The 26,572-nt window shown below is 38.7% G+C and carries 22 protein-coding genes, 2 tRNA genes and 2 pseudogenes; 7 read left to right on the forward strand and 19 right to left on the reverse strand.

Features of this window, described 5'->3' with window-relative positions:
• Positions 1-53 precede the first annotated feature (53 nt).
• The 14 genes and pseudogenes from ACP69Y_RS09985 to ACP69Y_RS10050 form a co-directional block, all read right to left on the reverse strand.
• Positions 54-1,580 (reverse strand): hypothetical protein, encoded by a 1,527-nt coding sequence (locus ACP69Y_RS09985; RefSeq protein WP_425918259.1) that lies wholly within the window; start codon positions 1,578-1,580, stop codon positions 54-56.
• Positions 1,581-2,251: 671 nt separating this feature from the next.
• Positions 2,252-3,844, reverse strand: a complete 1,593-nt coding sequence (locus ACP69Y_RS09990; protein WP_425918260.1) for a Tn7-like element transposition protein TnsE — start codon at positions 3,842-3,844, stop codon at positions 2,252-2,254.
• Positions 3,845-3,958: 114 nt separating this feature from the next.
• A complete protein-coding gene (locus ACP69Y_RS09995; protein WP_425918324.1) occupies positions 3,959-5,491 on the reverse strand; it encodes a TnsD family Tn7-like transposition protein in 1,533 nt (510 codons plus the stop codon).
• A 2-nt stretch (positions 5,492-5,493) separates the two neighbouring features.
• On the reverse strand, positions 5,494-7,176 hold the full coding sequence (locus tag ACP69Y_RS10000; protein ID WP_425918261.1) for an AAA family ATPase: 1,683 nt from the start codon (positions 7,174-7,176) through the stop codon (positions 5,494-5,496).
• Positions 7,177-7,209: 33 nt separating this feature from the next.
• Entirely contained in the window at positions 7,210-9,360 is a 2,151-nt protein-coding gene (locus tag ACP69Y_RS10005; RefSeq protein ID WP_425918262.1) for a transposase, read from the reverse strand.
• Positions 9,344-10,147, reverse strand: coding sequence for a TnsA endonuclease C-terminal domain-containing protein (locus tag ACP69Y_RS10010; RefSeq protein ID WP_425918263.1), 804 nt, complete (start codon positions 10,145-10,147; stop codon positions 9,344-9,346). Before ACP69Y_RS10010 ends, ACP69Y_RS10005 begins: the two co-directional genes overlap by 17 nt.
• 152 nt (positions 10,148-10,299) lie before the next feature.
• Entirely contained in the window at positions 10,300-12,138 is a 1,839-nt protein-coding gene (gene glmS / locus ACP69Y_RS10015) for a glutamine--fructose-6-phosphate transaminase (isomerizing) (RefSeq protein WP_425918264.1), read from the reverse strand.
• A 12-nt stretch (positions 12,139-12,150) separates the two neighbouring features.
• Positions 12,151-13,515 carry a bifunctional UDP-N-acetylglucosamine diphosphorylase/glucosamine-1-phosphate N-acetyltransferase GlmU gene (glmU, locus tag ACP69Y_RS10020; protein WP_425918265.1) on the reverse strand — a complete coding sequence of 455 codons (1,365 nt, stop codon included), beginning with the start codon at positions 13,513-13,515 and terminating at the stop codon, positions 12,151-12,153.
• A gap of 22 nt (positions 13,516-13,537) precedes the next feature.
• A complete protein-coding gene (locus ACP69Y_RS10025; RefSeq protein WP_425918266.1) occupies positions 13,538-14,059 on the reverse strand; it encodes a phosphatidylglycerophosphatase A family protein in 522 nt (173 codons plus the stop codon).
• A complete protein-coding gene (thiL, locus tag ACP69Y_RS10030) occupies positions 14,037-14,969 on the reverse strand; it encodes a thiamine-phosphate kinase (RefSeq protein WP_425918267.1) in 933 nt (310 codons plus the stop codon). Before thiL ends, ACP69Y_RS10025 begins: the two co-directional genes overlap by 23 nt.
• A 20-nt stretch (positions 14,970-14,989) precedes the next feature.
• Positions 14,990-15,439 (reverse strand): transcription antitermination factor NusB, encoded by a 450-nt coding sequence (gene nusB, locus ACP69Y_RS10035; RefSeq protein ID WP_131217754.1) that lies wholly within the window; start codon positions 15,437-15,439, stop codon positions 14,990-14,992.
• 4 nt (positions 15,440-15,443) lie between these two features.
• The gene (gene ribH / locus ACP69Y_RS10040) at positions 15,444-15,914 is read right to left on the reverse strand and encodes a 6,7-dimethyl-8-ribityllumazine synthase (RefSeq protein WP_004649641.1); all 471 of its coding nucleotides are present in this window, start codon (positions 15,912-15,914) and stop codon (positions 15,444-15,446) included.
• Positions 15,915-15,932: 18 nt separating this feature from the next.
• The gene (gene ribBA, locus ACP69Y_RS10045; RefSeq protein WP_425918268.1) at positions 15,933-17,048 is read right to left on the reverse strand and encodes a bifunctional 3,4-dihydroxy-2-butanone-4-phosphate synthase/GTP cyclohydrolase II; all 1,116 of its coding nucleotides are present in this window, start codon (positions 17,046-17,048) and stop codon (positions 15,933-15,935) included.
• 630 nt (positions 17,049-17,678) lie between these two features.
• Positions 17,679-18,148 (reverse strand): annotated as a pseudogene (locus tag ACP69Y_RS10050) (HipA domain-containing protein); the annotation flags it as partial.
• Positions 18,149-18,384: 236 nt separating this feature from the next.
• On the opposite strand from ACP69Y_RS10050, the gene acnA reads away from it, so the two are divergent.
• A complete protein-coding gene (gene acnA / locus ACP69Y_RS10055; RefSeq protein WP_425918269.1) occupies positions 18,385-21,141 on the forward strand; it encodes an aconitate hydratase AcnA in 2,757 nt (918 codons plus the stop codon).
• 129 nt (positions 21,142-21,270) lie between these two features.
• Here acnA and ACP69Y_RS10060 read toward each other — a convergent pair.
• Positions 21,271-21,720, reverse strand: a pseudogene (locus ACP69Y_RS10060) (transposase); the annotation flags it as partial.
• A 61-nt stretch (positions 21,721-21,781) separates the two neighbouring features.
• Complete coding sequence (locus ACP69Y_RS10065) at positions 21,782-21,913, reverse strand: hypothetical protein (protein WP_425918327.1); 132 nt, start codon at positions 21,911-21,913, stop codon at positions 21,782-21,784.
• A gap of 43 nt (positions 21,914-21,956) precedes the next feature.
• On the opposite strand from ACP69Y_RS10065, the gene ACP69Y_RS10070 reads away from it, so the two are divergent.
• A complete protein-coding gene (locus ACP69Y_RS10070) occupies positions 21,957-22,226 on the forward strand; it encodes a helix-turn-helix domain-containing protein (protein WP_425918325.1) in 270 nt (89 codons plus the stop codon).
• 234 nt (positions 22,227-22,460) lie between these two features.
• Here the strand turns inward: ACP69Y_RS10070 and ACP69Y_RS10075 are convergent.
• A tRNA-Gly gene (locus tag ACP69Y_RS10075) sits at positions 22,461-22,536 on the reverse strand.
• A 41-nt stretch (positions 22,537-22,577) separates the two neighbouring features.
• Positions 22,578-22,650: transfer RNA gene (locus ACP69Y_RS10080), tRNA-Gly, on the reverse strand.
• A 235-nt stretch (positions 22,651-22,885) separates the two neighbouring features.
• Between ACP69Y_RS10080 and ACP69Y_RS10085 the strand changes: the two genes are divergently transcribed.
• The 5 genes from ACP69Y_RS10085 (at position 22,886) to ACP69Y_RS10105 (ending at position 25,735) form a co-directional block, all read left to right on the forward strand.
• Complete coding sequence (locus tag ACP69Y_RS10085; RefSeq protein ID WP_131217750.1) at positions 22,886-23,197, forward strand: BolA family protein; 312 nt, start codon at positions 22,886-22,888, stop codon at positions 23,195-23,197.
• Positions 23,198-23,210: 13 nt separating this feature from the next.
• Positions 23,211-23,603: a SirB2 family protein gene (locus ACP69Y_RS10090; RefSeq protein WP_425918270.1), complete on the forward strand. Its 393-nt coding sequence runs from the start codon at positions 23,211-23,213 to the stop codon at positions 23,601-23,603.
• Positions 23,604-23,685: 82 nt separating this feature from the next.
• Entirely contained in the window at positions 23,686-24,528 is an 843-nt protein-coding gene (locus ACP69Y_RS10095) for a ParA family protein (RefSeq protein ID WP_425918271.1), read from the forward strand.
• A gap of 8 nt (positions 24,529-24,536) precedes the next feature.
• Complete coding sequence (locus tag ACP69Y_RS10100) at positions 24,537-24,929, forward strand: hypothetical protein (protein ID WP_425918272.1); 393 nt, start codon at positions 24,537-24,539, stop codon at positions 24,927-24,929.
• A 215-nt stretch (positions 24,930-25,144) separates the two neighbouring features.
• Entirely contained in the window at positions 25,145-25,735 is a 591-nt protein-coding gene (locus ACP69Y_RS10105) for a LysE family translocator (RefSeq protein ID WP_425918273.1), read from the forward strand.
• A gap of 27 nt (positions 25,736-25,762) precedes the next feature.
• On the opposite strand, the gene ACP69Y_RS10110 is transcribed toward ACP69Y_RS10105, so the two are convergent.
• Positions 25,763-26,395: a DedA family protein gene (locus tag ACP69Y_RS10110; RefSeq protein WP_425918274.1), complete on the reverse strand. Its 633-nt coding sequence runs from the start codon at positions 26,393-26,395 to the stop codon at positions 25,763-25,765.
• Between the last annotated feature and the right edge of the window lie 177 nt (positions 26,396-26,572).

The following is a 26,572-nucleotide window of genomic DNA, read 5'->3' on the forward strand; positions in this document are numbered from 1 at the left end:
AATAAAGTTAAATAATTAAAGCCAGCGAAAACACTGGCTTTAATCAATTCAGATTAGTTCAGTTTAAAGTGACCGGTTAACGCACTACCATTTAATGTAGTATCACTAATCGTAACAGAGCCGCTGCTTAACCCTAAGTCTGGTGCAATCACATACATACGTGGTGATACAACAGCTGTTATCGCAATATTGTCACCTACAGCTAGCAAATTGAAATACTGACTATAGTAACCAGCTAGAGCGCTATTGTTCTGTACCAGGTCATATAAAGAAATTGAACCATTTGAACCTATTGAAATACTTGAATCCGCTTCAAATGTTCCATTGGTAATATTTCCTAAGGAAGACGCAATTTTGAAGGTTGCACCTGCTGGAATAGTCGCCGATTGGATGGTGCCATCCGCATTAAATACAATATTTAACTTGTCTAAATACAAGTCTAAAGTTTCTGTCACTGCACCACGCGTCGCAACCACTTTAAAGCCAACTTCAGTACTCTCATTAACACTTGCGCTAATATTCGCCATCGTAAAAGTAATACGGGCTGTATTATTGATATCGGCACGATTTACGATTAATGGAGATGCTGTAGTAGAAGCTTTGATTTGTTGTAAAGAATAAGAAGCAAGGGTGAAGTTGTTAATAACAGGCGTTTTTACAGCATCTTGGATTTGTTCAAGTGCAGTGTTGTTATTTTCAATAGCTGTGACTAAGTTTGCTGCAGTTCCGCCTGTTTGCACTAAGTCACTTAATACATCAGCAACAGTTACAATATTAGCCTGAATTTGGGTAGTTAATTCTTGAGGAACAGAAACATTTTCTCCATTTGCTTCAAGTGTTTGATTGGCATTTTCAACAGCAGTATTCAAAATTGCTGTTACCAGAGTAGGTTGTATAGCACCAGTTGATGGATCAAAGAGAGGTTGATTTGGAGTATTCAGGGTTTCAACAACCGCATTTACAGCTAAGGCAGTTGCCTCTTCTAGAGTAAGTGCTGCATTGCCCTCACTATTTGGAAGAGCTTGCAAGTTATCCTCAATTTGAGTGATTAACTGTTGCAGGACAAATACGGCTGCCATTTCTTTGGCAGATGCTGACTGGGTAGGGTCAAAAGTAGAAAGATTGTTAGCGTTAGCACTGCTAATACCCAAATTTGTCAGGATTGTTTGTAGCTCTTGGGGAGAGGTTACATAATATTGAAGTGTTGTTAATGGGCTGGCAACAAGAATGGCAGAAGCAGCAAGATTTTGTAAATTTGTTTTTTTAAGCTTAAGTGTTCCAGTAAATGGCAATCCAGTCACAAGATCTGTTCCACCCATAACTGTAATCGCAGACTCATTACATGTAGGGGTAGTTGTAAAATTAAATTTACCTTCATCATCAGTGATGGTGGTTAATCCGTTACAATCATCGAAAGATACAGTGGCGCCACCAACATAGAAGTCAACCGCTACACCTTGTACAGTCTTTGGTACAAATGGAGCAGATTGATCACCATCACTACTGCCACCACCACATGCCGTGAGTAATAAAGAAGTTGCGGCTGCAAGAGCCGTGAGTTTAAGTGAATGATTTGACATATTTTGCCTCAAAATAAATTGTAGTTTTGGTATGGTATAAAAATAATACGATTTTAGATCAAATTATATGATAAGTGAATGATTAAAACATTAATTATGTTGATGTTAATACTAAAAGATTATAAATAAAATTGGGTGAAAAGTGTTCATTTTAACTTTGTAATATGTAACGACATATTTGATTTTTTTAACTTCAACAGAAATTCAGACATCATCTAAACTTTCATTTTTAAAAGACTTCTAGATGAGATATTTATTAAAAGAAATGAATACGCTTGCTTATTTTCCTGTCTGTCAACTAAGGCTTTGTAGCCGCTAATCGCTGAATAGCCATTATTCCAAGATACGATACTGTCCAATGCTCAAAAAAATGTCTCAATTGTAGGTTAGTAATAAAGTTTCACCCTAAATTTATGATAACTAATTGATTTCATTGTTTGGAATTTATTTTTAAAAAAATAAAGTATCATCGTAGATCATGATATATCCTCAACTCTATAAAAAAATTAGTAATAAAGTGTCATCCTAAATATAAGTAACTACAATTCAAAGACTAAAGCAATTACGCCTCTAAGATTGCAGATAGTTAAAAGACTCATTCCTATAAAACTAAGAAATACTCAAAAAATAAAAGATAATTTTATCAACTGCTTATACTATGAAAAAATCTATTAATTAGATTTTAAAACTTCTGTAAATCGTTTTATCCAATCTTTAAACTCTTGATCAGATCTAGTCATCTCAAATTTATTTTTTGGATGATTAAGGCCTTTGGGAATGCCCATACCTTTTAATGATTCTGCAGTAGGCCAACGCAAAGAGCGTTTAATAATGTCTTCTTTAAAACTTTGAAAATGTTGCTCCCATGCTTCCAAATTTTCAACTTTAACAATTAATGTAGAAAGCGATTTGTGATTGTCACTAGTATCAATTTCTAAAATGATAAATGGTTGATCTTGAAATTCTAGTTTTACTTCAACGATACATCGAAAGTTGCCATCATCAGTGAGATGTAATCTAGATCGATTAACAGCGGGAAGTTTAGAAATGGTAATTCTTGGCAGAATATTATGCTGTGATGTGAATTGCTCAATCATGATTTTAAACGCTTCAAATCGTTTCATGAACAGCTCAAGGTCATCACTTTCATCCTGACAATTTTCAAACTCCCCTCGACCAATTTCCCCAAAAATACTAGATTCACCTGTACTTACATCAGGTTCAGATAAAGTAGTTATATCATCGCTATTAAGTCTACCCTTTTTACCAGAACGTTTAATTACTGCTTTTTTTGTTTCAAAAGGTGATGAGAGTGCCATTATAATTTTGGGTGAATCAATGATTACTGTTGGCTTATCACTATTAGCTTCTTTCTCATTATCAATTATAGGATCTTCATTTCTTGGAGGTTTACTGCCTCCGGAAGAACCTTCAGAACTTACTTGAGTATTTTTAACAGTAAATTTTGGACTACAAAAAATGACTGTATGATTAATTTCAGTAGGTAAGTTTGATATTGCTAGAATTTCATTTACATAATATTTATTTTTCTGCGCACTAAAATATACTTTTAATGTGATTTCAGCACCTTTTAATGACGGTGGGACAAAATTGAAGTTCCAGAATTCTCGGAATTTTGTCTGCAATTTCTCACTTAAAAAATTCTTGGAGATGCTTTCAAAGGATGTTCGTATCTGTGTATCAAGTAATATCCATGCAAGCAAGCGACGCATCCCGATATTATTAAATTGGGATATTGGGAAGTTACAGAATTCAGGAATATTGATAAGAGTTTGATGGTCTTCCTTTATGATATCAAATTCCCGAGAAAGACATCCTTGATCCAATGCAGCACGAGATAGATAGGCATTATGCAAGAATAATACTCTAGCGAGTTCGATTTGGGGTAAAACGATTTCGATATCAGTTAGTTTTGCATGAATATCGCTAACAATATGACTAAACTGGTACTGATTTGATTGATTAATTATAACATCCCATTTTTGCAAATCCTCTATTTTAATAGTGATAGTAGATTCATTAAAAGGAGTAAATTTTTTATTCTGATTGAATCGGCGATTTCGTGCCAGTAATGGCATATTAGAAAAACGAGCATGGTTCAATATATATTTCTGATCTTTTGTTGAATATTTATCATTTTCTAATCCAACAGTGATATTCCATTCCCTATTCTTTATGTCTTTAAAAATAGAACCTAAAAAAGTAATTCTCGCATTTTCAGGAAATTTTTTAATTTTTATCATCAGTACTTTACCATTTTAATCGTTGATTGGTTGACTAAAATTTATCATACATATTGAGACTTATTTTATTACAATTTTAAAAAATTATTTCATAAAGGTACGGATTCAATTCAATTAATTTTGAATAAAATTAGGGAATTCATGAACGATGTATTCTAAAAAATTTTTCGTTTCAGAGGTCATACGCTCCTCACTTAATCCAGCTTTTCGTAGAATGCGCCACTGAGGGAGTGGTTGTTTGTTGATATTACTATCTATAAAAACTTTTGTTAGGCGCCTGATTTGATAACAGCTAATATCTTCACAATATCGCTCTAGAAAGTGTCTAATTAGAGGTAGTCTATGTAAATTTTTCTCTAATGTATTTGAAGTAGATGTCTGTTTTAACCACCATTTCACAGAACGTCTTGGACTATCTAAATCCCAGATTAAAGTATTCTTAAGCTGGATAAGTTGCTTTATATACAAAAGATCGCGTTTGTGCCAATCAATTTTAGTCCCTTGTGGAATAAACTTCTGATGAAAATTTTGGTTTGTCTGTAATAGCCAGTCTTTATCATTTCGATATAACCATGCATAAAGAGCTGCCTGCAGGTGACGAGCTGGTTTAACACCATGGTTTTGTACTAGATCTAACCATTTCTCACGATTCTCAGCTCTAGTTATTTCAAAATTAGTATCCTGTTGTCTTTTTTGATTATTCTGTTGAGTTTGTACTTTCTGGAAAGACTCAACTTGAGTAAATATATCTGCAAAAGACCAGTCGGCATTTAGAAAAGCTTCAATTACAATAATATGTTCCAGATAACTAAAGCTTTTACGATGCTTTCTAAAAATATGTCGTAGCCAACTGGTTTCAGAAGCTAAGTCATCCAAATGATATTGTCTAAGAAATTTTTGTGGCCACCGTAACGATATTTTTTCTAAAATTTGATCGAAAGCAATTTGGTTTTGCCCACGAATACAGTTATTTCTTCTGGCTAATTCATTATAAAACATCGTCCACTGTTCGTAACTCGGTGATACAAAAGGTGGTGTAGATAACAATTCTATTAATTTTGAGCTAATGAAAAGTTCATCACTTGTTGCTGGCACCTGATTCCATTCAGTACAAAAAACATCTGAAGGTACTATGAAATCATGACGATGTAATGATCTTAAATCTATTGTTGATTCTACGAGCCTGCCATGTTGCGGACAGCAAGCTCCCTGTATTTGCCATAAACGTAGCCAGTAGAATTCGCCTTTTTGAAGCGCTTGCTCTTTCAAACATTGTGGGCAGTAACGTAGTTTATGAATAACAGGGACTCGTGAAGCATTAATTCCCAAAGAAAGGTGTACCGAGCCTTGTGAAATATTAGCCATCCATTTGAAACATTGTTGTCGCCTTGTTTCAGGTACAAAAGGTGCATATATAGGAAATAATGTATGTCTATATACTATATTTTGTAGACTCAATTGTTCCTCAGTATACTGATTAACAATAGAATTAAGATGACAGGGTAAATCAACCGTAGCAATAACCTTTCTATTTTGAAACACTGCATCAAGTAATTGCTTTGGGCTTTCAAATGCTAAACGAATTCCAGCACGAGCCACTGTACTATAAATCAACTCATGTTCATAAGGCATAGGAAAATTTAGCATACCTAACTCACTTGTTTTATCCAATGAGATATATCAAAGATCAAATCTGTTTGGGCTTTTAAATGATCATAAAAGCTTTGATCACTCTCTTTTTGTGAAAATTGAAAACGTAAGTCAACTGAATCCAATGTATGCCATTGATCATATTTAAGCAGTTTAGGTTTGGATGTTTTAGGTTTGGATAATGAGGGACTCTTTGTTGGATCTACATCCTGCTTTAACCAGTCCATAATAATGGGGAGTAGCTCGGTCAAGTGTTTATCAGGATGCTTAATAAATACTTTTTTAACTAGCGGTATCAAAAGATTGGTGTCATAACCTAGCTCAAGCAACAGAGTATGTAAACGGATGGATTCGGCATGTCCTTGATATTCAGCAAGCTCATCTTCTTGCTCAATTGCGCTTTCTTCGATTTTTGAAAAAAGTTTTAACAGTTGTCTGTCAATTTCAGGTGTAATCAAATCAGGATATTGTGCAATGCGTCGAGCATCACCTGAACGTAGGGCATCTATAATTTGATGAATTGGTTTAAAATCTTCCTGATAGGTGGTTTTGAGCAATTTAACAGTGATTCGTTCCAAACCAGACTCAATTGCGCGTATTTGTGCAAGGACAAAAAGCTTAACAGTAATATCTAAAATACCTTGAGTTAGATCAAACCAGCATTGTCGTAACTCATCGGATAGTAGGGGATCAGTTTTTCTTAACCACTGATATTTCCAAAGAGCATCTGTAAATGTCATCCACTCGGATTTTCGCACTTTTCCATCTGGGGTTTTGATTGCGGGTTCATTTTTTATGGGTTCCCAGTGAATTGAACCAAAACCTACCGCTCTACGTGATGAACGTAAATCACGCTCAAATATGTTACTTGCTTTGGGTGTTCCTACCATAATGATTGGCAAGCTATAAACATTTACTAAGGTCACAAAGAAATTTAACATTTCATCAGAATTTTTAGATCGGTTTGCCATGAGGTGCTGAATTTCATCAATCACCAAAAGGCCGATTGCATGAAGATGGGCAATGTGTCCCATAAGTTGCAATAGCTTTTGTTCATTATGTCTTTTTTCAGTATATTGCTGTTCGTAGTTAGTTCCTAGAGCGCGGTCAACGGCACTAAAGAAATTTAAATATAGAGATTTAAGTGAGCCATTATATGGACAGTCTATTTTTAGATAGACTAGTTGAGTGAAATTATATTCAGGATGGTAAATTTTTTGTGGGTAATTCTTAAGAGTACGATTTAACGTAGTTGTTTTGCCACTCCCAGAGAACCCAATAAACACTAGACTTTGTGCTGTTGATATTAAATCGGTATGGCGAGAAGCATTAACATCATTGCTTTTAATATGTTCAAAACTATTCTGTAAATGTCGATTTAAATCTCCCGTAGCAATATTTCGCCCTACATACCCTTTTCTTAGCATAATAGAAATTTTTTGTTCTAATGTTAAATGCCGTTTAATAGGGTGGAAAAAATTATTTAATAACTGCGATATAATATGAGCGCGAGTATTACTGGGAAGTTGTCGATCCGACAATTTAAATTCGATAGTACCCTTAATGGCTTGGATAGTATCATTTGCCTCAAAAATTGATGGTAATGCCTCGATAAAAGGATTTCCCTGATAATCAGAAACAGGACTTACGGTATACACTGCATGGTAATTTTTATTAGTCATAATCTTATCCTGCCTACTTAAATCTCATTAATATCAATTTTCATCGTTAGAATCTTCAAGATCATCCAGCAAATCTTGATAAATACCAAAACGTAGTTTGTAATCCTCATCATTGTCTAAATCTATGGATTGTCTAGACTTAGGCATGTGAATAATATTATTTACTGTTTCTAATGGCGGTTCAGGGTGTTCTAGAACATTCAATGCACTTTTTGATGATTTTTGACTATGGTTTTTCTGTTTCAATCTTTCACGATCTTTTTCGGCTTGTTTATTTTCCCGAAGATTAGTCAAACGTACTTTTTTACTGGATGTTAAAGAAGGTTTTTTGGCATCTGCCTGAGCAATAATTGATTCAATATGTTCTTCAAGATATGCTTGAGACCTATTGGTTTTCAGATTTTGAGCGGCTTTCATTTTCTTTTGTTCGTGTTGAACCTGCCAAACTTCCCAAAAACTACACCCCGTAAATTCTCTTGATCTTGGAGAAAGGATAGCTTCCCAATAATTTAAACTATGCTCCTCATAAAATACATAAATCATTTCTGCATTGCTTGGATCATAAGCTACTTGAAGTGATTCTGGACGAGAAATAGATTTTTTACGATGCATCCAGCCTTGTTCGTATATTTCAGTGCAATGATAAAACACTCCAAACATCTTTAATCCAAGATCAGATAAGGTTGCTTTAACTTTAGGTAATAAAGCAATATGCAACGCTTTTTCAGAAACTTGTTTTAATCGACCTACGCGATGTTGTATTCCCCAATTCCATAAATGAATAGGAACTAAAGGCAAATCTATATCACGATCATAAGTTGTTAATTGATGTGACGAATTATGTGTGAGGATTGAACCAATAATGATTTGCTTAAATTCAGTTATTGTAAGGGTTGCATCTAATCGGTAGTCAGAGCCCCCACGTTTTTTTTCTTTAACCTGTTGTACTACACCAGAAGCAAAAGGCTTAAATTTTGCCTGAATAGTTCTGAAATAACGCTCAACAATGGGTTTTAAATCTCCACGGTAAGGTGCGGTATTTTCGATACGAATAGAAAAGTTATATTCCAAAGCTTCAATCTGATGTCCCAATAATTCACCCCGATCTGCTAAAATAGCATCGGGTAATCCAATACATGGCCAGTCATCATGTGTAATTTCATAACCATATTGTTTGCACAACTCAACTTTATCCGTCATGGCAACTTGTAGAGCTTGCATTGCAGTTACATAGGAAGCATTTTCAAATCCAATATAGAAACCAACCACCATTCTACTAAATACGTCAGCAACTAGATAAATAGTCGGCCGTCCAACAATACAGGCACGATCAGAATCTGATACAAGATAAATATCAGCAATGGTTGCATCAATTTCATAGCGAGAACCTGGCCCTAGGACTTGGGTGTTGACAGTTGAATAGAGCTCTCGAATGTCTTTTGCATAGATGATTGGATTAGTTCGAGCAGTAAGTTGAGCTACTTTCGTGAATTCACGCTCATAAAAATATTTAAACTGCCAGATTGTCGGAATTTCGCTATCAGGAACATCAGGAAATAATGAATGATACATCGTAGAAAATTTACGATGGGCATAACTCAAAGAATTTTTATCCTTCGTTAACATATATTTATTGATATTAATTCTAAATAGCCGTTCTATGTTTTTATCAATTAATGCACCAATACCTTCAGCATATTTTCTTGGTCTACCCAGTTTTTTATCTGTTGCAATACGCTTAACACCCTTAGCACCGGAATTCTTATAACTTGGAATAAGCGCATTCGGCGTTTGACCTCGTTGCCAGTATCGACGTGCTAATCTATAAATAGTTTGATGGGTTGTTTTATGCTGTTCAATAATTATTTTAACAAGGCTAAAACGAATAGATGGATCATAGAAATGTTCATGAGAGATGAGTAACTCTATGATTCTCATTCCTGTATCACGTTTTTCTTGCTGTACACTTCCTTCTGCAACATTAATCAAGGCAATATTGGCAAAAGGATCTTCAATTATTTCTGCTTCACCAGCTTCTATGGCTGCAATAAATTCTTTTTTTTCAATTAAAAAGGGATTTGCATTTGGATTGTTTAAATCAATCCATGCAATATGATAAGGAGTAATTTTAAGAAGACGGTAATCTTTTCCTTGAAATTTATATACATCATTGATTCGAAACATGGCGAATTTCCTCCCATATTTCAAAATTGCCTAACTTAATCTCAGAAGCTTTAATCTTTTTATAGTCCTTGGTTATATCGAAAATAAAATAACGTTGAGCGAGCAGTTCTCGGAGCTCAGCTAAAGACGTACCAATCGTTAAATTATATGCTTGATCTATTTTTTTACTTAAAGCAATTAAATCGAGTTCAGGATATTGTGTAAATATATGAATATAATCATTTAAGCGGTCGTACATTTCAGTACTAGATTTTCTCATGGCTGGATAAAGCCATTTGATGTTATTCAAAACAACTGAAGGAATTTCTTTTTCTGTAAGGAGGTACCAAGGTGTTTTTGTACTTTTCCAATATCTACGCTCAATTTCTAGTTTTTCAATGATTCTCTCATTCTGTAAGTCATTTGTGTATTTAGTTCGGATGACAAAATTTGGTTGGTTAGTACTTTGACTATTTACATAAAAACTTGAACTTATAGTTTGTAGAGTATCTCTAACTTTAGGGTGAGAGATTTGAGCTTGTTCTGAAATTTCGAGCGTAGCATTGAGAGGCAAGGGAAATAGCTCTCTAATATCAGTAATTAACGGATTCCAGTCTAGAAGTAGAAAAATTGCAAGTTCCAAATCGGATAATAAATGATGTGTACGTTTTGTTGTATGACCAAAAACTCGGTGAGAACGACCTTTTGAACTAACATCTCGTACAGTAATCCATGGCTTATAATCTTTTAAATAGCCTTGACCGCGTCCTTCTTTGATCCAGCGTTTCTGCTGATGTTCTGTTGCCATAACAAATCGCCCGCTATTCCTTATTAATTGAGAATAGCAGGCGATTAATATATAAGCAATATAGGATGATACTTTATTACTCAGGATGAAATTATATTACCTAGGGTGATACTTTATTACCTAAATACATAAACCAGCCTTTATTCATTGTTTTATTCGACTGTAACGGATTTTGCCAGATTTCGAGGTTGATCGACATCTGTACCACGTAATACTGCTACATGGTAAGACAATAGTTGCACAGGAATACTGTAAACAATTGGAGCAAGGATCGGGCTGATACTTGGAACATGTACTACATGTTGACGGTCTTTTCCTTTAATTCCACTGTTTTCATCGGCAAAGACAAACAGCTCACCACCGCGGGCTTGAACTTCTTCCATATTGGATTTGAGTTTATCCAGCATGTCATCTTTAGGGGCAAGAATGACGACAGGCATGTCATTATCCACCAGTGCGAGTGGACCATGTTTGAGTTCACCTGCAGCATAACCTTCAGCATGAATATAAGAGATTTCTTTCAGTTTCAAAGCACCTTCAAGTGCGATAGGAAACTCAGTGCCACGACCGAGGAAGAGGCAGTGTTGTTTTTCTACAAAGAGTTCAGATAAACGCAAAATATCCTTATCTTTTTGCAGGGTATCTAAAATTACTTTGGGGGCATGCCATAAATCAGTAATAATCGCCGTGGTTTTCTCAGCAGTAATACTTTGCTTCACTTGCCCAATTTTTAAAACCAACAACATTAGTGCGGCAAGTTGCGTGGTAAAGGCTTTGGTCGATGCCACCCCAATTTCTGGCCCCGCCAAAGTGAGTAAACTATGGTCGGTTTCACGAACCATTGAAGAGGTTGCCACGTTGCAAATGGTCAGGGTTGCAATTTTTAAATTTTTTGCAGCAGCGCGTTTTTGTGTATCACGAAGCGCAGCCAAAGTATCAGCTGTTTCACCTGATTGAGAAATACACACATAGAGGGTGTTATTTACAATTACTGGGGTGCGATAGCGGAATTCACTGGCAATTTCAACTTGGCAAGGCAGGTCAATCAGTTGCTCGAACCAGTATTTTGCGATCATACCGGCATGGTAACTTGTACCGCAGGCAATTATTTGTATTTGTTTAATTTTTTCAAAATCAACCACAGCCTCTTTTAAGAAATCTTCACGTAAAATATTTCCGTTTAAGGCTTGGGAGATGGTTTGTTGAATCGCTTCTGGTTGCTCATAAATTTCTTTGAGCATGTAGTGTTTGTATTCACCTTTAGAAGCATTACTTACAGTCGCATCCAGTTCTTTAACAGGACGCTCAACCAATTGATTATTTACAAATACTTCAATACTGGTACGGGTTAAACGCGCAATATCCCCTTCTTCAAGGTAAATAAAGCGGTTGGTAATTGGAAGTAAAGCCAGTTGATCCGAACTGATAAAATTTTCGCCAATCCCGACACCAATCACTAAAGGTGAACCTTCACGAACGGTAATCAGTTCATCCGGGTAATCTGTATGTACAATTCCGAGTGCATAAGCCCCTTTGAGCTGCGGAACCACTTGTTGTACTGCACTTAACAGGCTAGAAGTCGATTTCAAGGCATCATTGACTAAATGTGCAACTACCTCGGTATCTGTCTGTGAGGTAAACACATAACCTAAAGCTTCAAGATCATCTTTAAGTTCCTGGTAGTTCTCGATGATTCCGTTATGAACAACGGCAACAGTACCTGAAATATGCGGATGAGCATTATTTTCAGTCGGTTTGCCATGGGTTGCCCAACGGGTGTGTGCAATACCGAGTGAACCTTGAATCTCAGCCTCATTTACCGCTTGTTCTAAATTAACTACTTTACCGACACGACGTTCACGGAGTACATGGCCACCATTAATCAGCGCAACACCGGCTGAATCATAACCACGGTACTCAAGACGTTTTAGGCCTTCAATTAAAATATTGCTAATATTACGTTCAGCAACGCCACCGACAATTCCGCACATATTTAAATCCTCTTATTTTTTCAGTTTTTGGGGGCGTTGATAGTTTTCTTTAACCAGTTGTTTGGAGCGTTCAAAAGCCAGGCTATTCTCGGCAACATCACGAGTAATTACAGAGCCTGCGCCAATTGTTGCCCCATTTCCAATACTTATAGGAGCAACCAGTGAGCTATTTGAACCAATAAAAGCAGCATCGCCAATAATAGTTTTATATTTATTTGCACCATCGTAGTTACAGGTAATGGTGCCCGCACCAATATTTGAACCTGCACCCACTTCAGCATCACCTAAATAAGTGAAGTGATTGGCTTTAGACCCAAGACCGATACTTGAATTTTTAACTTCAACAAAGTTACCAATATGCACTTCATTTGCCAATTTTGCACCTGGACGTAAGCGTGCAAATGGCCCAATTTGAGCATCGCTACCCACCACAGCATGATCAAAGATGCTATACGGTTGAACTTTGGTACCTGATGCAATCACGGTATTTTTGATAATACAGCCTGCACCAATTTCAACATGATCACCAAATTCACAATCACCTTCAATGATCACATTGATGTCAATACGAACGTCCTGACCAACGCTTAAGTTACCACGTAAGTCAAAACGAGCAGGGTCGATCAAATGCACACCTTGCTGCATTAATTTTTTTGCCTGATAACTTTGGAATTCACGTTCCAAGGCTGCCAGTTGTACACGGTCATTGACCCCTTCAACTTCAAAAGCAAGTTCCGGTTCAACAGAAGCCACCTCAAGACCATCAGCAATTGCCATAGCGACAATATCAGTCAGATAATACTCACCTTGCGCATTTTCATTGGAAAGCTTGGGTAACCATTGATGCAGTTTTGCATTGCTGACACAGTAAATACCAGTATTAATTTCTTTGATTTGGTGTTGTTCTTCAGAAGCGTCTTTATGTTCGACAATGGCTTGAATTTGCCCATTTTCACGCACAATACGACCATAACCTGTTGCGTCATTCAAGGTTAATGTGACAAGACCAATGCCTGTTTCACGTGAAACAGCTAACAGCTTTTCTAAAGTTTCTTGGGTAATGCAAGGCACATCGCCTGAAAGAATCACTGAAACGCCATCAGTAGGAAGAACAGGTAAAGTGACTTTAACGGCATGGCCTGTACCGAGTTGTTCTGCTTGTTCGACCCATTGAACTTGTTCTTGCGCGAAGGTTTGCTGTACTTTATCGCCACCATGGCCATAGATGGTAATAATATTTGCTGCATTGAGTTTTTTTGCCGTTTCAATGACATGGCGCAGCAAAGGACGTCCTGCAAGGGGTTGTAATACTTTCGGTAAATTCGAACGCATACGTGTTCCTTTACCTGCAGCAAGAATAATAACGCTAGTAGACATATGTAATCCTACAATTTTTAGCTTAAGCCATCATGAAAGATAAATAAATGTAAATGCATAGTGCAGCCCAAATGCCGGCGATAATATCGTCAAACATAATGCCAAAGCCGCCACCGATTTGACGATCGATTACGCGAATAGGCCAAGGTTTCCATACATCAAACAAACGAAATAAGGCAAATCCCACCAATACCCATAGCCAGCTCATGTACCCTAAATAAATGAGAGGTAAAAAGGTAATAGACTGCCCGGCAAACTCATCCCAGACAATACGACCATCATCATGAACACCCATGACTTTGGCAGTTTGACCACAAATATATATGCCAATTAAGGACATGATGACAATGGCAAAAAGGCTATTTAAAAAACCCAGACTTAACCATGCAGGAATAAACAGCAATGCAAAAGCGGAACCGAATGTTCCGGGTGCTTTAGGGGCAAGTCCGGAACCAAATCCCAGACCACAAAACACGATGCAGCGGTTTGACCATGACATGTCTTTAAAGTTAATGCTGGGTTTATGCAAAGTGTTGGTATCCATAAAATTGCAGCGAATGATCTACGCCATTCTGCACAAAAGTTAAGCCTTTTTGTTGGGTAATTTGTCCAATCTTGGTAATGTTGACATCTAATTGTTGTTGCAAAATTTTTTCATAATTTTGCCGGCTTATTGTAAAGCATAATTCATAGTCGTCGCCACCCGCGAGTGCGTATTGCCATTGCTTTTCTTGTTGTAATTTTTTTAAAGCGGCATTAATCGGTAGTTGGTCTAAATCCAAAGTTGCACCGACATGCGATGCTTTAAGGATATGCCCTAAGTCTTGGGCCAAGCCATCTGATACATCAATCATGCTTGAGGCTAAGCCTTTTAACTGTTGACCGAGCTGACAACGTGGCGTTGGGTAATCGAGACGTTGTTGTAAAGGATGTCCCAAATGTTGCAAGGCGTACGCTGCATCGCCAACTGTTCCGCTTACGCAAACATAGTCCCCTACTTGAGCACCAGAACGTGTTACGGCTTTGCCTGTTTCAATCCAGCCCAGGGCAGTGACAGAAATGGTCAAATGAGGACTTTGAGTGGTATCACCACCAATTAAACTGACTCCAAATTGATCGCAACACTCATATAAACCCTGACTAAAGCCTTTCAGCCAGTCATGATCAATGGTGGGTAGGCTCAATGCAAGAAGAATACTATGCGGTTTGGCACCCATTGCAGCAATATCTGATAAATTGACAGCAACAGATTTCCAACCGATGGCATGTGCAGAGGTATTTAAAGGAAAATGTCGACCCGCAACCAAGGTGTCGGCACAGATGACCAGTTGCTGGTTGGGTGGGGGAGTAAGCAAGGCTGAGTCATCACCAATACCTAAATCGACAGAATTGACATCGGTAGAGGTAACAGTCTGACGATTGAAATAGGTGTCAATAATCGAAAACTCAGCCATACAACAAATCTACTTAAAAATTAGTTGGCTTGTTGCTTTTCTGCTGCACGTAAGCTGGTGGCTAAACGGTCCAATACACCATTGATGTATTTATGGCTGTCTGCACCGCCAAAGTGTTTAGCAAGCTCAATTGATTCATCTAAAACGACGCGATAAGGAACTTCAAGATGATCTTTCAATTCATATGCACCTAGACGTAAAGTCGCAAGTTCAACACCATCAAGTGCTGAAAGTTCGCGATCCAGTACTGGGATTAAGAGCGCATCCAATGCTTCATGATTGGCAACCACTTGAGTCAACAATTCATGATAATAGCTCAGATCCACTTTATGCATGGCATTTTCCACACGCGTACGTGCTTCAATCTCATGTACCGGATTGTGGCTCATCTGCCATTCATAAATTCCTTGTACAGCAAAGCGGCGTGCTTTACGTTTTGCTGCATAAGTTGCTTGAAGTGTTTGCGACATAGCGTTAAATAGCCTTTAACAAGTTAACCATTTCAATTGCAGTAAGGGCAGCTTCACCACCTTTATTACCTGCTTTTGTTCCAGAGCGTTCAATCGCTTGTTCAATACTATCCGTAGTTAATACACCGTTGATGACTGGTAAGCCAGTGTCCAGGCCAACAACGCCTAAACCTTTGGCACATTCACCCGCCACAAAGTCAAAGTGAGGCGTGCTACCACGAATCACGGCGCCAAGTGCAATGATCGCATCAAAACGATCTGAAGCGGCAAGTTTTTTTGCAACGACAGGAAGTTCCCAAGCGCCAGGTGCGTGAACAACAGTGATATTATCCTCTGATACACCATGACGTTTCAATGTATCAATTGCACCTTCTAGCAAATGTTCAACCACAAAGCTATTAAAGCGACCGACTAAAATCGCGTAACGGCCTTCGCTCGCGAGATGTAACATACCTTCAATACGGCGAACTGCCATAGCAACCTCGTTTATTTCTTAAGATGTTTGTTGTGCGGTGACATATTCCACCACTTCTAAGTTAAAGCCTGAGAGTGCATTGAAACGTAATGGAGAGCTAAGCAGCTTCATTTTTTCAACGCCCAAATCGCGTAAAATTTGTGCGCCAACACCAATGGTTTGATATTGCTGTGAAAGGGCAGCATTGGATTTTTTTGGTTTCGGTGCAGTTAAGCTGTCCAGTGCAGGACCTAAATCTTGTAGGTGGCGTTGACCAATCCAGACCAAGATCCCGCGATCACTATCGGCAATCGTTTTCAATGCTTTATCTAAATTCCAAGCGGGTTCGCCGTCTTGTTTATTCAGTTTAAGTAAGTCACGTGCCGGATTGAAGCCATGGACACGCACAGTGGTGACACCTTCTTTGGGCTGACCTTTGACCAAAGCCAAATGAATATCTGGGTTACCCAGTTCACGGTAACGGAACAATTCAAAGGTACCGTATTCGGTATCTAGCGTTTGTTGATCAATGCGTTCAACCGTTTGTTCATTGGTCATACGATAGTGAATTAGGTCAGCAATCGTACCAATTTTTAAACCATGTTTTTCTGCGAAAACTTCAAGGTCTGGACGGCGTGCCATTGTGCCATCTTCATTAATAATTTCACAAATTACAGAAGCGGGTTCAAGACCTGCTAAACGAGACAAGTCACAGCCGGCTTCAGTATGACCGGCACGGTGCAATACCCCACCTGGTTGAGCCATCAATGGAAAAATATGACCGGGTTGTACGATATCCGCCGGTTTCGCATGTGCCGCAACCGCAGTTTGAATTGTATGTGCGCGTTCTGCAGGGGAAATACCTGTAGTAATGCCATTCGTGGCTTCAATTGAAAGTGTGAAGTTGGTACCGTGTTGTGCACCGTTAGCATCGACCATAAGGGGTAGATTTAACTGTTGACAACGCTCCTTACTTAAAGTCAGGCAGACTAAACCACGTGCATGGGTGATCATAAAGTTGATGTCTTCCGGACGTACGTGTGTCGCCGCAATGACTAAATCACCTTCATTTTCACGATCTTCATCATCCATCAGGATGACCATTTTTCCTGCACGGATATCTGCTACGAGCTCTTCAACGGTATTGAGCGGCATCAATCTTCACCTTCTTTTTGTCTCAAATGACATTTTGCTTGCATTGATTGCTGCATAGTCTAACGTGTTTTGACGTCATTTGCCTATGCTTATTGATTTCCCTAAACTGCTCATTGTTATACACAGTCGTGGAATGCTTGAAAAGAGGACTTTATTTTAAAAAGCCTTGATTATGCCTAATCTTTAAGCAATTGAAAGACATAAATAATGAGAAGCTTATGCAAAATGGGAATGATGGATTGAATTTTAAACTGTTACGGCATAAAAAAAGCCCCTATCTTTCGATAAGAGCTTTTTGAATTTGGAGCGGAAAAAGAGACTCGAACTCTCGCCCCCCAACCTTGGCAAGAGTCACCGACATAAATTACATTAAATATATTAAAATGACATTAATTTAAGTCTATATAAAACATATAGTTATATTTTTAATATTCTTATTTATCATTTAGGATAGACTGGGTAAAAAAATGTTGGCCACTTTGAAAGTTATATAAATCCAATAATAATTACCAACATAAATATTTTACTATTTTTAGTTTTTACTGATTGGTAAAAAGTTGGTTTTGAGTACTGAATTTCGCAAGTAGAAGTAATCAAAATATTGATGAATGATCGGTATTTATTTTTTAGTTAAAAGGCCAATTTATTTTCAATCCGGCTTTGGATCATCTGGAGGGTTTCTGATCGAATCTGCTCAGGTAATCTTTCTTGAGTGATTTTATTGAATCGGCTTGCAACCTCACAAATAGAGCTAGTAATTTCATCACCTTCTTTAACAGAAAGATTTGCCTCTTGCGTGCCTAGTTTGACAATGGCTTGTTGAGTAATCTCCAGCGCCTCACCCATAATATCCATTTGGGCCTTCGCAGAAAGTAATATCGTAGGCAGGGACGAGTTTCCATTGCCCATTTTGGGACATCAGAAATAAAAAGCTTTTTACAATGATCATCTCGATTATTAAAACTACATTGAAGACTGCTTGCTTGAATGCAATTACTTTTTCGCGAACATTGTTGGTACAAAAGTGTGCAACGCGAAGAAAAGTTACTGTAGTTTAAAGTTCTGGCTGATTTAAACTCAGCCACAGTAAAGGCGGCTACATGAAATGTACCGGTTGATAGGATAGATTGGTAATGAAGTGCTGTATTAGCTGATTAGATCCTATTAGATTAAAGAAATCTAATTAGACTTTACAATCTAGCAGCCCTGCATTTTAACTGCCTAGCGCAATCCGATAATAAATAATAACAAACCCGCCGCGCAGTTGGCATACAGTAAGTAAAGAAGTGGTTGACTGTGATCATAAAAATAACATCTCAAGCCGGAGGGAAACTAGATGGCTAAGTATAGTGATATCAATAGTTTTAATACCTTAGAAACATTAACCGTCGGTTCAGAACACTATCAGATTTTCAACCTATCCAAATTGCAAGTGCAGTTGGGCGACCTGTCCCGGCTGCCAAAATCTTTAAAAGTCTTGCTGGAAAATTTACTGCGTTTTGAAGATCAGCTCACGGTGAAAACCGAGCATATTCATGCGCTGGCAGAGTGGTTAAACAACCAGACCTCAGAACAGGAAATCCAGTATCGTCCGGCACGGGTGCTGATGCAGGATTTTACCGGTGTTCCCGCAGTGGTTGATCTTGCTGCGATGCGTGCAGCGGTGGCCAAAGCCGGTGGTGATCCGGAAAAAATTAATCCGTTGTCACCGGTGGATTTAGTCATCGATCACTCGGTGATGGTTGATTACTTTGCCAGCCCGCAAGCTTTTGAGCAGAATGTCGCAATTGAGATGCAACGCAATGGCGAGCGCTACCAGTTTCTGCGTTGGGGACAGGCGGCACTCAATCAGTTTCGCGTGGTACCGCCAGGAACCGGGATTTGCCATCAGGTCAATCTGGAATATCTGGCACAAGTTGTTTGGAGCAATGATGTCGAGGGGCAGCACTTTGCCTTTCCTGATACCTTGGTCGGTACTGACTCACATACCACCATGATCAATGGCTTAGGCGTATTAGGTTGGGGGGTAGGCGGCATCGAAGCGGAAGCGGCTATGCTGGGCCAACCGATCTCCATGCTGATTCCGGAAGTGATCGGCTTTAAGCTCATCGGTAAACTCAAAGAAGGTATTACAGCAACTGATCTGGTCCTGACTATTACCCAGATGCTGCGCAAAAAAGGCGTAGTTGGAAAATTTGTCGAATTTTATGGCGATGGTCTGGCCGATTTGCCATTGGCTGACCGTGCCACTATTGCCAATATGGCACCCGAATATGGCGCTACCTGTGGCTTTTTCCCGATTGATGAGGTGACTCTTTCCTATTTACGTTTAACTGGACGTCAGCCCGAAAGAATTGCCTTGGTAGAGGCCTATAGCAAGTTGCAAGGATTGTGGCGCAATCCGGGGGATGAACCAGTCTTTACAGACACTCTGGCTTTAGATATGTCGACGGTAGAAGCCAGTCTGGCGGGTCCGAAACGTCCGCAGGATCGTGTGCTATTGTCGCAAGTGCCAAAAACCTTTGATGCCTTCATGGAACTGACGTTGAAACCGGTCAAAGAGGAAAAAGAGCGTCTGGAAAATGAAGGGGGGGGAGGCATGGCTGTTGAAGCGAAACAAGCCAATCTGCCCCATGAAAGTGCTTTTTGTGTCATTGATGATAAAAAATATCTGTTGCAGCATGGCGATGTGGTGATTTCAGCCATTACCTCCTGTACCAACACCTCGAATCCCAGTGTCATGTTGGCAGCAGGACTATTAGCCCAAAAAGCACTCGAAAAAGGTTTGCAGCGGAAACCTTGGGTGAAAAGTTCACTGGCTCCAGGTTCCAAAGTAGTCACCGATTATCTCAATGCAGCAGGGTTGATGCCTTATTTGAATCGGCTGGGTTATAACCTGGTTGGTTATGGTTGTACCACCTGTATTGGTAATTCTGGACCTTTGCCTGAAGCGGTTGAAGAGGCTGTGCAATGTTTCGATTTGAATGTAGCCTCAGTGCTCTCCGGAAACCGTAACTTTGAAGGACGGGTGCATCCATTGGTGAAAACCAACTGGCTAGCGTCTCCACCCTTGGTTGTTGCCTATGGTTTGGTCGGGAATATTCGAACTGATCTCACTACTGAGCCGATAGGTGAGGGCTTTGATGGCCAAGCGGTTTATTTAAAAGATATCTGGCCGACCCAAGTGGAAATCGATGCCGCACTGCAGAACGTGAATACCGAGATGTTCCATAAAGAATATGCGGAAGTGTTTGAAGGCGATGCTAAGTGGAAAGCGATCCAGATTCCACAAAGTCAAACCTATGCTTGGGATGAACAATCGACCTATATCCGACATCCACCCTTTTTTGCAGAAATTGATCAGCCGGTGCGACCAGTTCAGCAGATCAAACAGGCACGGATTTTGGCTGTATTGGGCGATTCAGTCACGACGGACCATATTTCCCCTGCAGGCAATATCAAAAAAGATAGTCCTGCCGGACGATATTTGCAGCAACAAGGGGTTGATGCAAAAGACTTTAACTCTTATGGCTCCCGCCGTGGCAACCATGAGGTGATGATGCGAGGCACCTTTGCCAATATCCGCATCAAAAATGAAATGCTAGGTGGGGAGGAAGGTGGCAATACCCTGCATATTCCAAGTGCAGAAAAACTCTCGATTTATGATGCGGCAATGCGCTATCAGGCAGAACAAACCCCGCTAGTGATTATTGCCGGGAAAGAATATGGCACCGGTTCTTCACGTGACTGGGCGGCCAAAGGCACCAACCTATTGGGAGTGAAAGCGGTGATTGCTGAAAGTTTTGAGCGGATTCACCGTTCCAATCTGGTCGGCATGGGGGTGTTACCTTTACAGTTTGTAGAGGGTCAGAATCGGCAGATATTGAACCTAACCGGACATGAAACACTGTCAATTTTAGGCTTGTCGGATGATATTCATCCGCATCAAATGCTGGAAGTCGATGTGCAACATACCGATGGTACGTGTAGCCATTTTCAAGTGTTGTGTCGCATTGATACTTTGAATGAGGTGGAATACTTTAAGGCCGGTGGTATCTTGCACTATGTCTTGCGCAATTTGCTCGCTTCCTAAATTTAATGAAAAAAGCCCGACACCTGCCGGGTTTTTTGTGTCTGTAAAGACAAGATGGCTGCGGAGAAAATCAGTAAAATAGCGCCAAGTAAATTGCCCATAAATTTCTTGAGTTTCTAGCTGCACTCATTTAACGAGGATTGATTTTTGATTAAATCGTATAGCTCGACGGCTCAATCCGTTACGCAACCACTCATAGAAATCTGAAATAGAAACACTCAATTGACGAGCCATGAAACTAATCGGGAAAGAAGATTTATACTTTTTCATTAGTGCGTACCTCACTGATTTTCTTTGGCGAAGTACGCTGCCACTTTTTTTAAGAATTCTCGCTCCATTTCAGAAAGTTTAAGCAGATTCTTCAATTTTTTTTCTTCTAATAGGGGCAATAAAATTTGGATTATCTTGTTTTGTCCCTGCTAGCTTTCCGGCTTTGGCCTTGTTGAACCAATTTGAAAGTGTCCGCATTGAGATGCCAAGTTCAAGTGCAGTAGCACTGACATTGTCATCTTTATGTTCAATCAATTTAATGACTTCAGCTTTGAATTGATCGTTATAAATCTTTTGTTTTTTGCTCATGTAAACTCCTCATGAATATGGTTATTTACCAAGTTCAAGCCTATGTTTTTATCAGCACACATTAACCACCAAAAGGACGGATGTAGTGAACACCTTCATTAAAGATACTGTCTTTAAGTTGGTTGCGAATAGTACGAGCGTCGTACTGAATTTTTTCAGCCAGTTGTTGGGCGGCAAGGTAGGTAGATGTCATAATTGTATTCCTGTAAGAATTCATTGGATTGGTAGAATTTTTATTGGTTATTTGCAAATTACCAATTTTATTGGCAGAAAGAAAAATGCGGGTTGCTGATTTAATTGGTGGTACTGGAATTAATAAAACGACTTTGCATAAACTTTATGATGGAGAGTTGACCCGAATCGACTTAGATACAATTGATCGTATGTGTGAGCATTTAGATATCCAAGTCGGAGATTTATTTTTTTTGATAAAATTATTAATAATCATGGTGTTGAATAGTTATTTGGTCATAAAAAAATGGCCATGGTCACAATTTTTTGCTTAAAATAGACTTTAAGAAAGCGAAATGACATGACTGGATATTTTGTAAATAGTTTAAGAAAATTTAATGTAATTTAAGATCATTTATAAAAGTTGGGCACGATTTGGTCACAAAGCTAAATTATATTGCGATGAGAAATAATAAAGTTACCTGAGATATATTGAATGAAATATATAAAATATACTTAAAAATCAATATAAAAAAAGCCCCTATCTTCCGATAAGGGCTTTTTGAATTTGGAGCGGAAAAAGAGACTCGAACTCTCGACCCCAACCTTGGCAAGGTTATGCTCTACCAACTGAGCTATTTCCGCAAATTGAGCAGTTTTATAAAAAACTTACACTTAAAAATTTGAGCGGGAAAGGAGACTCGAACTCCCGACCCCAACCTTGGCAAGGTTATGCTCTACCAACTGAGCTATTCCCGCATGCCGTGTATAATACAGTATGCAAAAACAGGGTCAATAACTTTGTGAAAAAACTTGTATCAATTGCATAAAATAAAACCATTTTCCAGGCTTTTGATGATTTTGTAAGCAAAAATAATCTAAATCAGAATGATCACTCATTAAAACTGTTGAATGATTTAGCGGGTTTAGGGTAAAGATTGAAGCGGAACAGGCTATAATCAACCCAGCGCTTAAGTAATTTGGGAATATGATTATGACTTTAGAACAACAACTGATTCAACGCCTTCAGGATTTATCTCCGACACATTTAGAAGTGGTAAATGAATCGTCAGGTCATGGCGGTTATTTCCCGGGTAAAGAATCGCATTTTAAAGTGATTGTGGTCAGTGATATTTTTCAGGGTTTACGTTTAGTGCAACGTCATCAAAAAATTTATGCTGCTGCAGGTGATTTACTGAGCCCAAGCCGTATTCATGCACTGGCAATCCACGCTTTTGTTCCGTCGGAATGGGAAGGACAAGCCACGCCGAGTCCTGACTGTGCCCATGCACCTAAATCTGAATAAGGGATATTGAACAATGGACATGCAGCTGACTGTTAAAATTATACATATGAGCATTGTGGCATTGCTGATTGGTGTGCTGATTGCTCGAGCTTTTACTCTGTTTGTCGGGGTTCAAGGGAATCAGCCTAATCCTGTAGCACGGAAACTCTTGGTGGCACTTCAACATTTGTCGATGACCTTAATTATATTGACTGGTGTAACCTCTTTAGTAATTAAAAATTTTGAAGTGCAACCATGGTTCTATGCCAAAGTGGTTTTATTCTTGGTTTTGTTTTCATCTTTAATCAAAGCGTATAAAAAAGATGACAGTATTTTATTGGCACAACGTCGTGCAGGCTTAGCCATTGCTGTGGTCTCACTGATTGGGATTATTGGCCTAGTTATTATTAAGCCAAATTTCGGTTAATTGTTAGACATAATTGTTTTTGAAGCAAGGCGGGTAGGTTAAACTGTAAGTAATACATAAATATAAAGCATAGAGGGCTGCAATGCGGACACGTGTGGTTTTTAATCAAAAAGGTGGGGTAGGCAAGTCAAGTATTGCCGTAAATTTAGCGGCAATCAGTGCACATCAAGGTTTTAAAACTTTGCTGATTGATCTCGATCCACAAGCCAATTCCAGTCAATATTTGTTGGGGGATGATGCGACTTACTCGGTTGATAAACCTGCATTGGAGCCGAATGTTGAAAATTATTTTGAAGAAGTCCTGGGCAACACCCAAAGTAAAGGGCTTTTAAGCAATGCGATTGGTTCAATTTTAAAGAATCGTTCCAAAGGCCTGGAAAGCTATGTTCATCAATCACCATTTAAGAATCTGGATGTGATTCCTGCCAGTCCGACCTTGGGTGCACTAGCACATGCTTTAGAATCGAAACATAAAATTTATAAATTACGTGATGCCTTGCAACAGTTGGCTGGACAATATGACCGGGTTTATATTGATACGCCACCCGCGTTCAACTTCTTTACTTTATCTGCACTGATTGCCGCAGAGCGAGTACTGATTCCTTTTGATTGTGATGTTTTCTCGAAACGTGCTTTAAAAACCCTGATTGAAAATGTCATCGAAACCCAAGATGATCATAACAACCGTCTGGAAATTGAAGGCATTGTGGTGAATCAGTTTCAAGCTCAGGCAAAATTGCCACGTGAAGTGGTACAGCAATTGAAAGATGAAGGTTTGCCTGTTTTAGAAAGTATGTTGCCGCCGTCAATTTTAATGAAAGAATCACATCTTAAAAATCAGCCTTTAATTCATTTGGCTACTGATCATAAATTGACGCAAGCCTATCAATCATTGTTCAATGAAATTGAGCAAAATAAGATTTGAGGTTTTACATGAAAACAATGTATTTAAGCCTGTTAGTGGGTAGTACGCTTGTATTAGCTGCATGTGCGACCACGGTCAAACCGACTTATGTATCACCAACGCAGTATCAGGCATTGAACTGTCAACAATTACAAAGTGAATATAACCGCATTCAGCAATATGTCGACAATGGTGTACAGACACCGAAGCGCACTGGTGTAGGCGTGGGTGTCGGTGTTGGCGGTGGTTGGGGCAGTCGTGGTGGCTGGGGTATTGGCCCAAGTGTTTCAGTCAATATGGGACAGTCTTCAAATACCAAAAAAACTGAATTATCACGTCTGTTAGGCGAACAGGAAGCTGTGGTTCAGGCGGCTCAATTCAAAAATTGTCCGATTATTATTCGTAATAAAGTACAAAAATGATTTGAATAATCACTCTGTTGTGTGGATTAAAGATACAGCAGAGTGATAAAATTTTAGCAAAATGTTTCAAGAAAATAATTTTAATATCAAATACTTGGTTTTTTGAGAATGAAATTTAAACGTATAAGGTTATGATTTTCTGATCGAAATACTTGTCACTTTTTATGACTTTCGTATAAGGTGTGCCACTCTTCTAGTGGTGATATCAGGTCTTTATGATTGAGAGTTGGCTTTTTGTGTTGGCAATGATTGCGGTTCTGATGATCCCGGGTCCAACTAACGCATTACTTGCAAGCTCGGCACATCAACAAGGCATTGCCAAGACCAGTTTATTTATTCCAGCAGAGTTGCTCGGATATTTTTATGCGATTAATTTATGGGCATTGCTGATTCATTTATGTAGTCCAGTCTGGCCTAACTTTATTCACATTGTGCATTTTTTTAGTGCTCTTTATGTGGTTTGGATGGCTTTCCATCTATGGAAAGCTTCAGATTTAGAAAAGCATAATCAACGTCATCCTTCTATCCGGCCTCGACAACTGTTCTTTTCCACCTTTAAAAATCCTAAAGCCTTATTATTTGCCACGGGCATTTTACCGATTGAAACCTGGAATAATCCAACCAATTTTGTTTTGGTGTTTGCAGCATTCAGTTTGGTGTTATTACCTACGGTAATGTTCTGGATGTCGTTTGGAAGTGCAATTTTGGCCGGCCAATCCAAGCAAATAAAAGCCGATCTTTTATATAAAGGATCGGCCATGTTATTAATTACCTGTATGTTACCTGTGGTGATTCGTTTCTTTTAACTTTTATAAACGTTGTAATACACTAATTTAATTTGCCTTTTTCAGCTTTTGACGAATAAAACCAATAATACCGGGCAGTACGCTAATAATAATGATGCCAAAAATCAGATGAGTGAAATTGTCTTTTACAATCGGCATATTGCCAAATAAATAGCCCAAAGTAATAAATGAACCCACCCAGCAGAATGCACCAATCAGATTATAAGTCAGAAAGAATTTGTAATTCATGCTGCCGGCACCTGCCACAAATGGAGCAAAGGTACGTGCAAAAGGTACGAAGCGCGCAAAAATAATGGTTTTACCACCATGTTTTTCAAAGAATTTTTGCGTATAGGTTAAATGCTGTTTGTTAATAAAACGCGACTCCATTTCAAAAACACGTGGTCCGACAAATTTACCAATGTGATAATTCAGCGTGTCGCCTAATACGGCAGCAATAAAGAGCAGGATCATCAACACCACAGGATCCATTGCCCCAGTTGAAGCCGCTAATGCGCCCGCAGCAAATAATAAGCTATCCCCCGGTAGAAATGGCATAACCACCAAACCGGTTTCCACAAAAATAATGAGGAAGAGAATGGCATAAATCCAGACGCCATAATTGGTGATAAATTCGAGCAGATGGTCATCAACATGTAATATAAAATCAATCAGTTCCATGGGGTCACAGACAGCGAAAATGTGCTGAAATCCTAGCAGTCTAAGGTAGGAAAGTCAGTATAAAAAAGTAAATAAATTCCGGTTTTATCATTCTATATTTGCAACGATGTATCTATAAATTGCTGCTTTATTTGGCAATAAAATCACCCTAGTATGAATTCAGCATTAAAAAATATC

Source organism: Acinetobacter sp. TSRC1-2 (assembly GCF_049895885.1).
Classification (GTDB): domain Bacteria; phylum Pseudomonadota; class Gammaproteobacteria; order Pseudomonadales; family Moraxellaceae; genus Acinetobacter.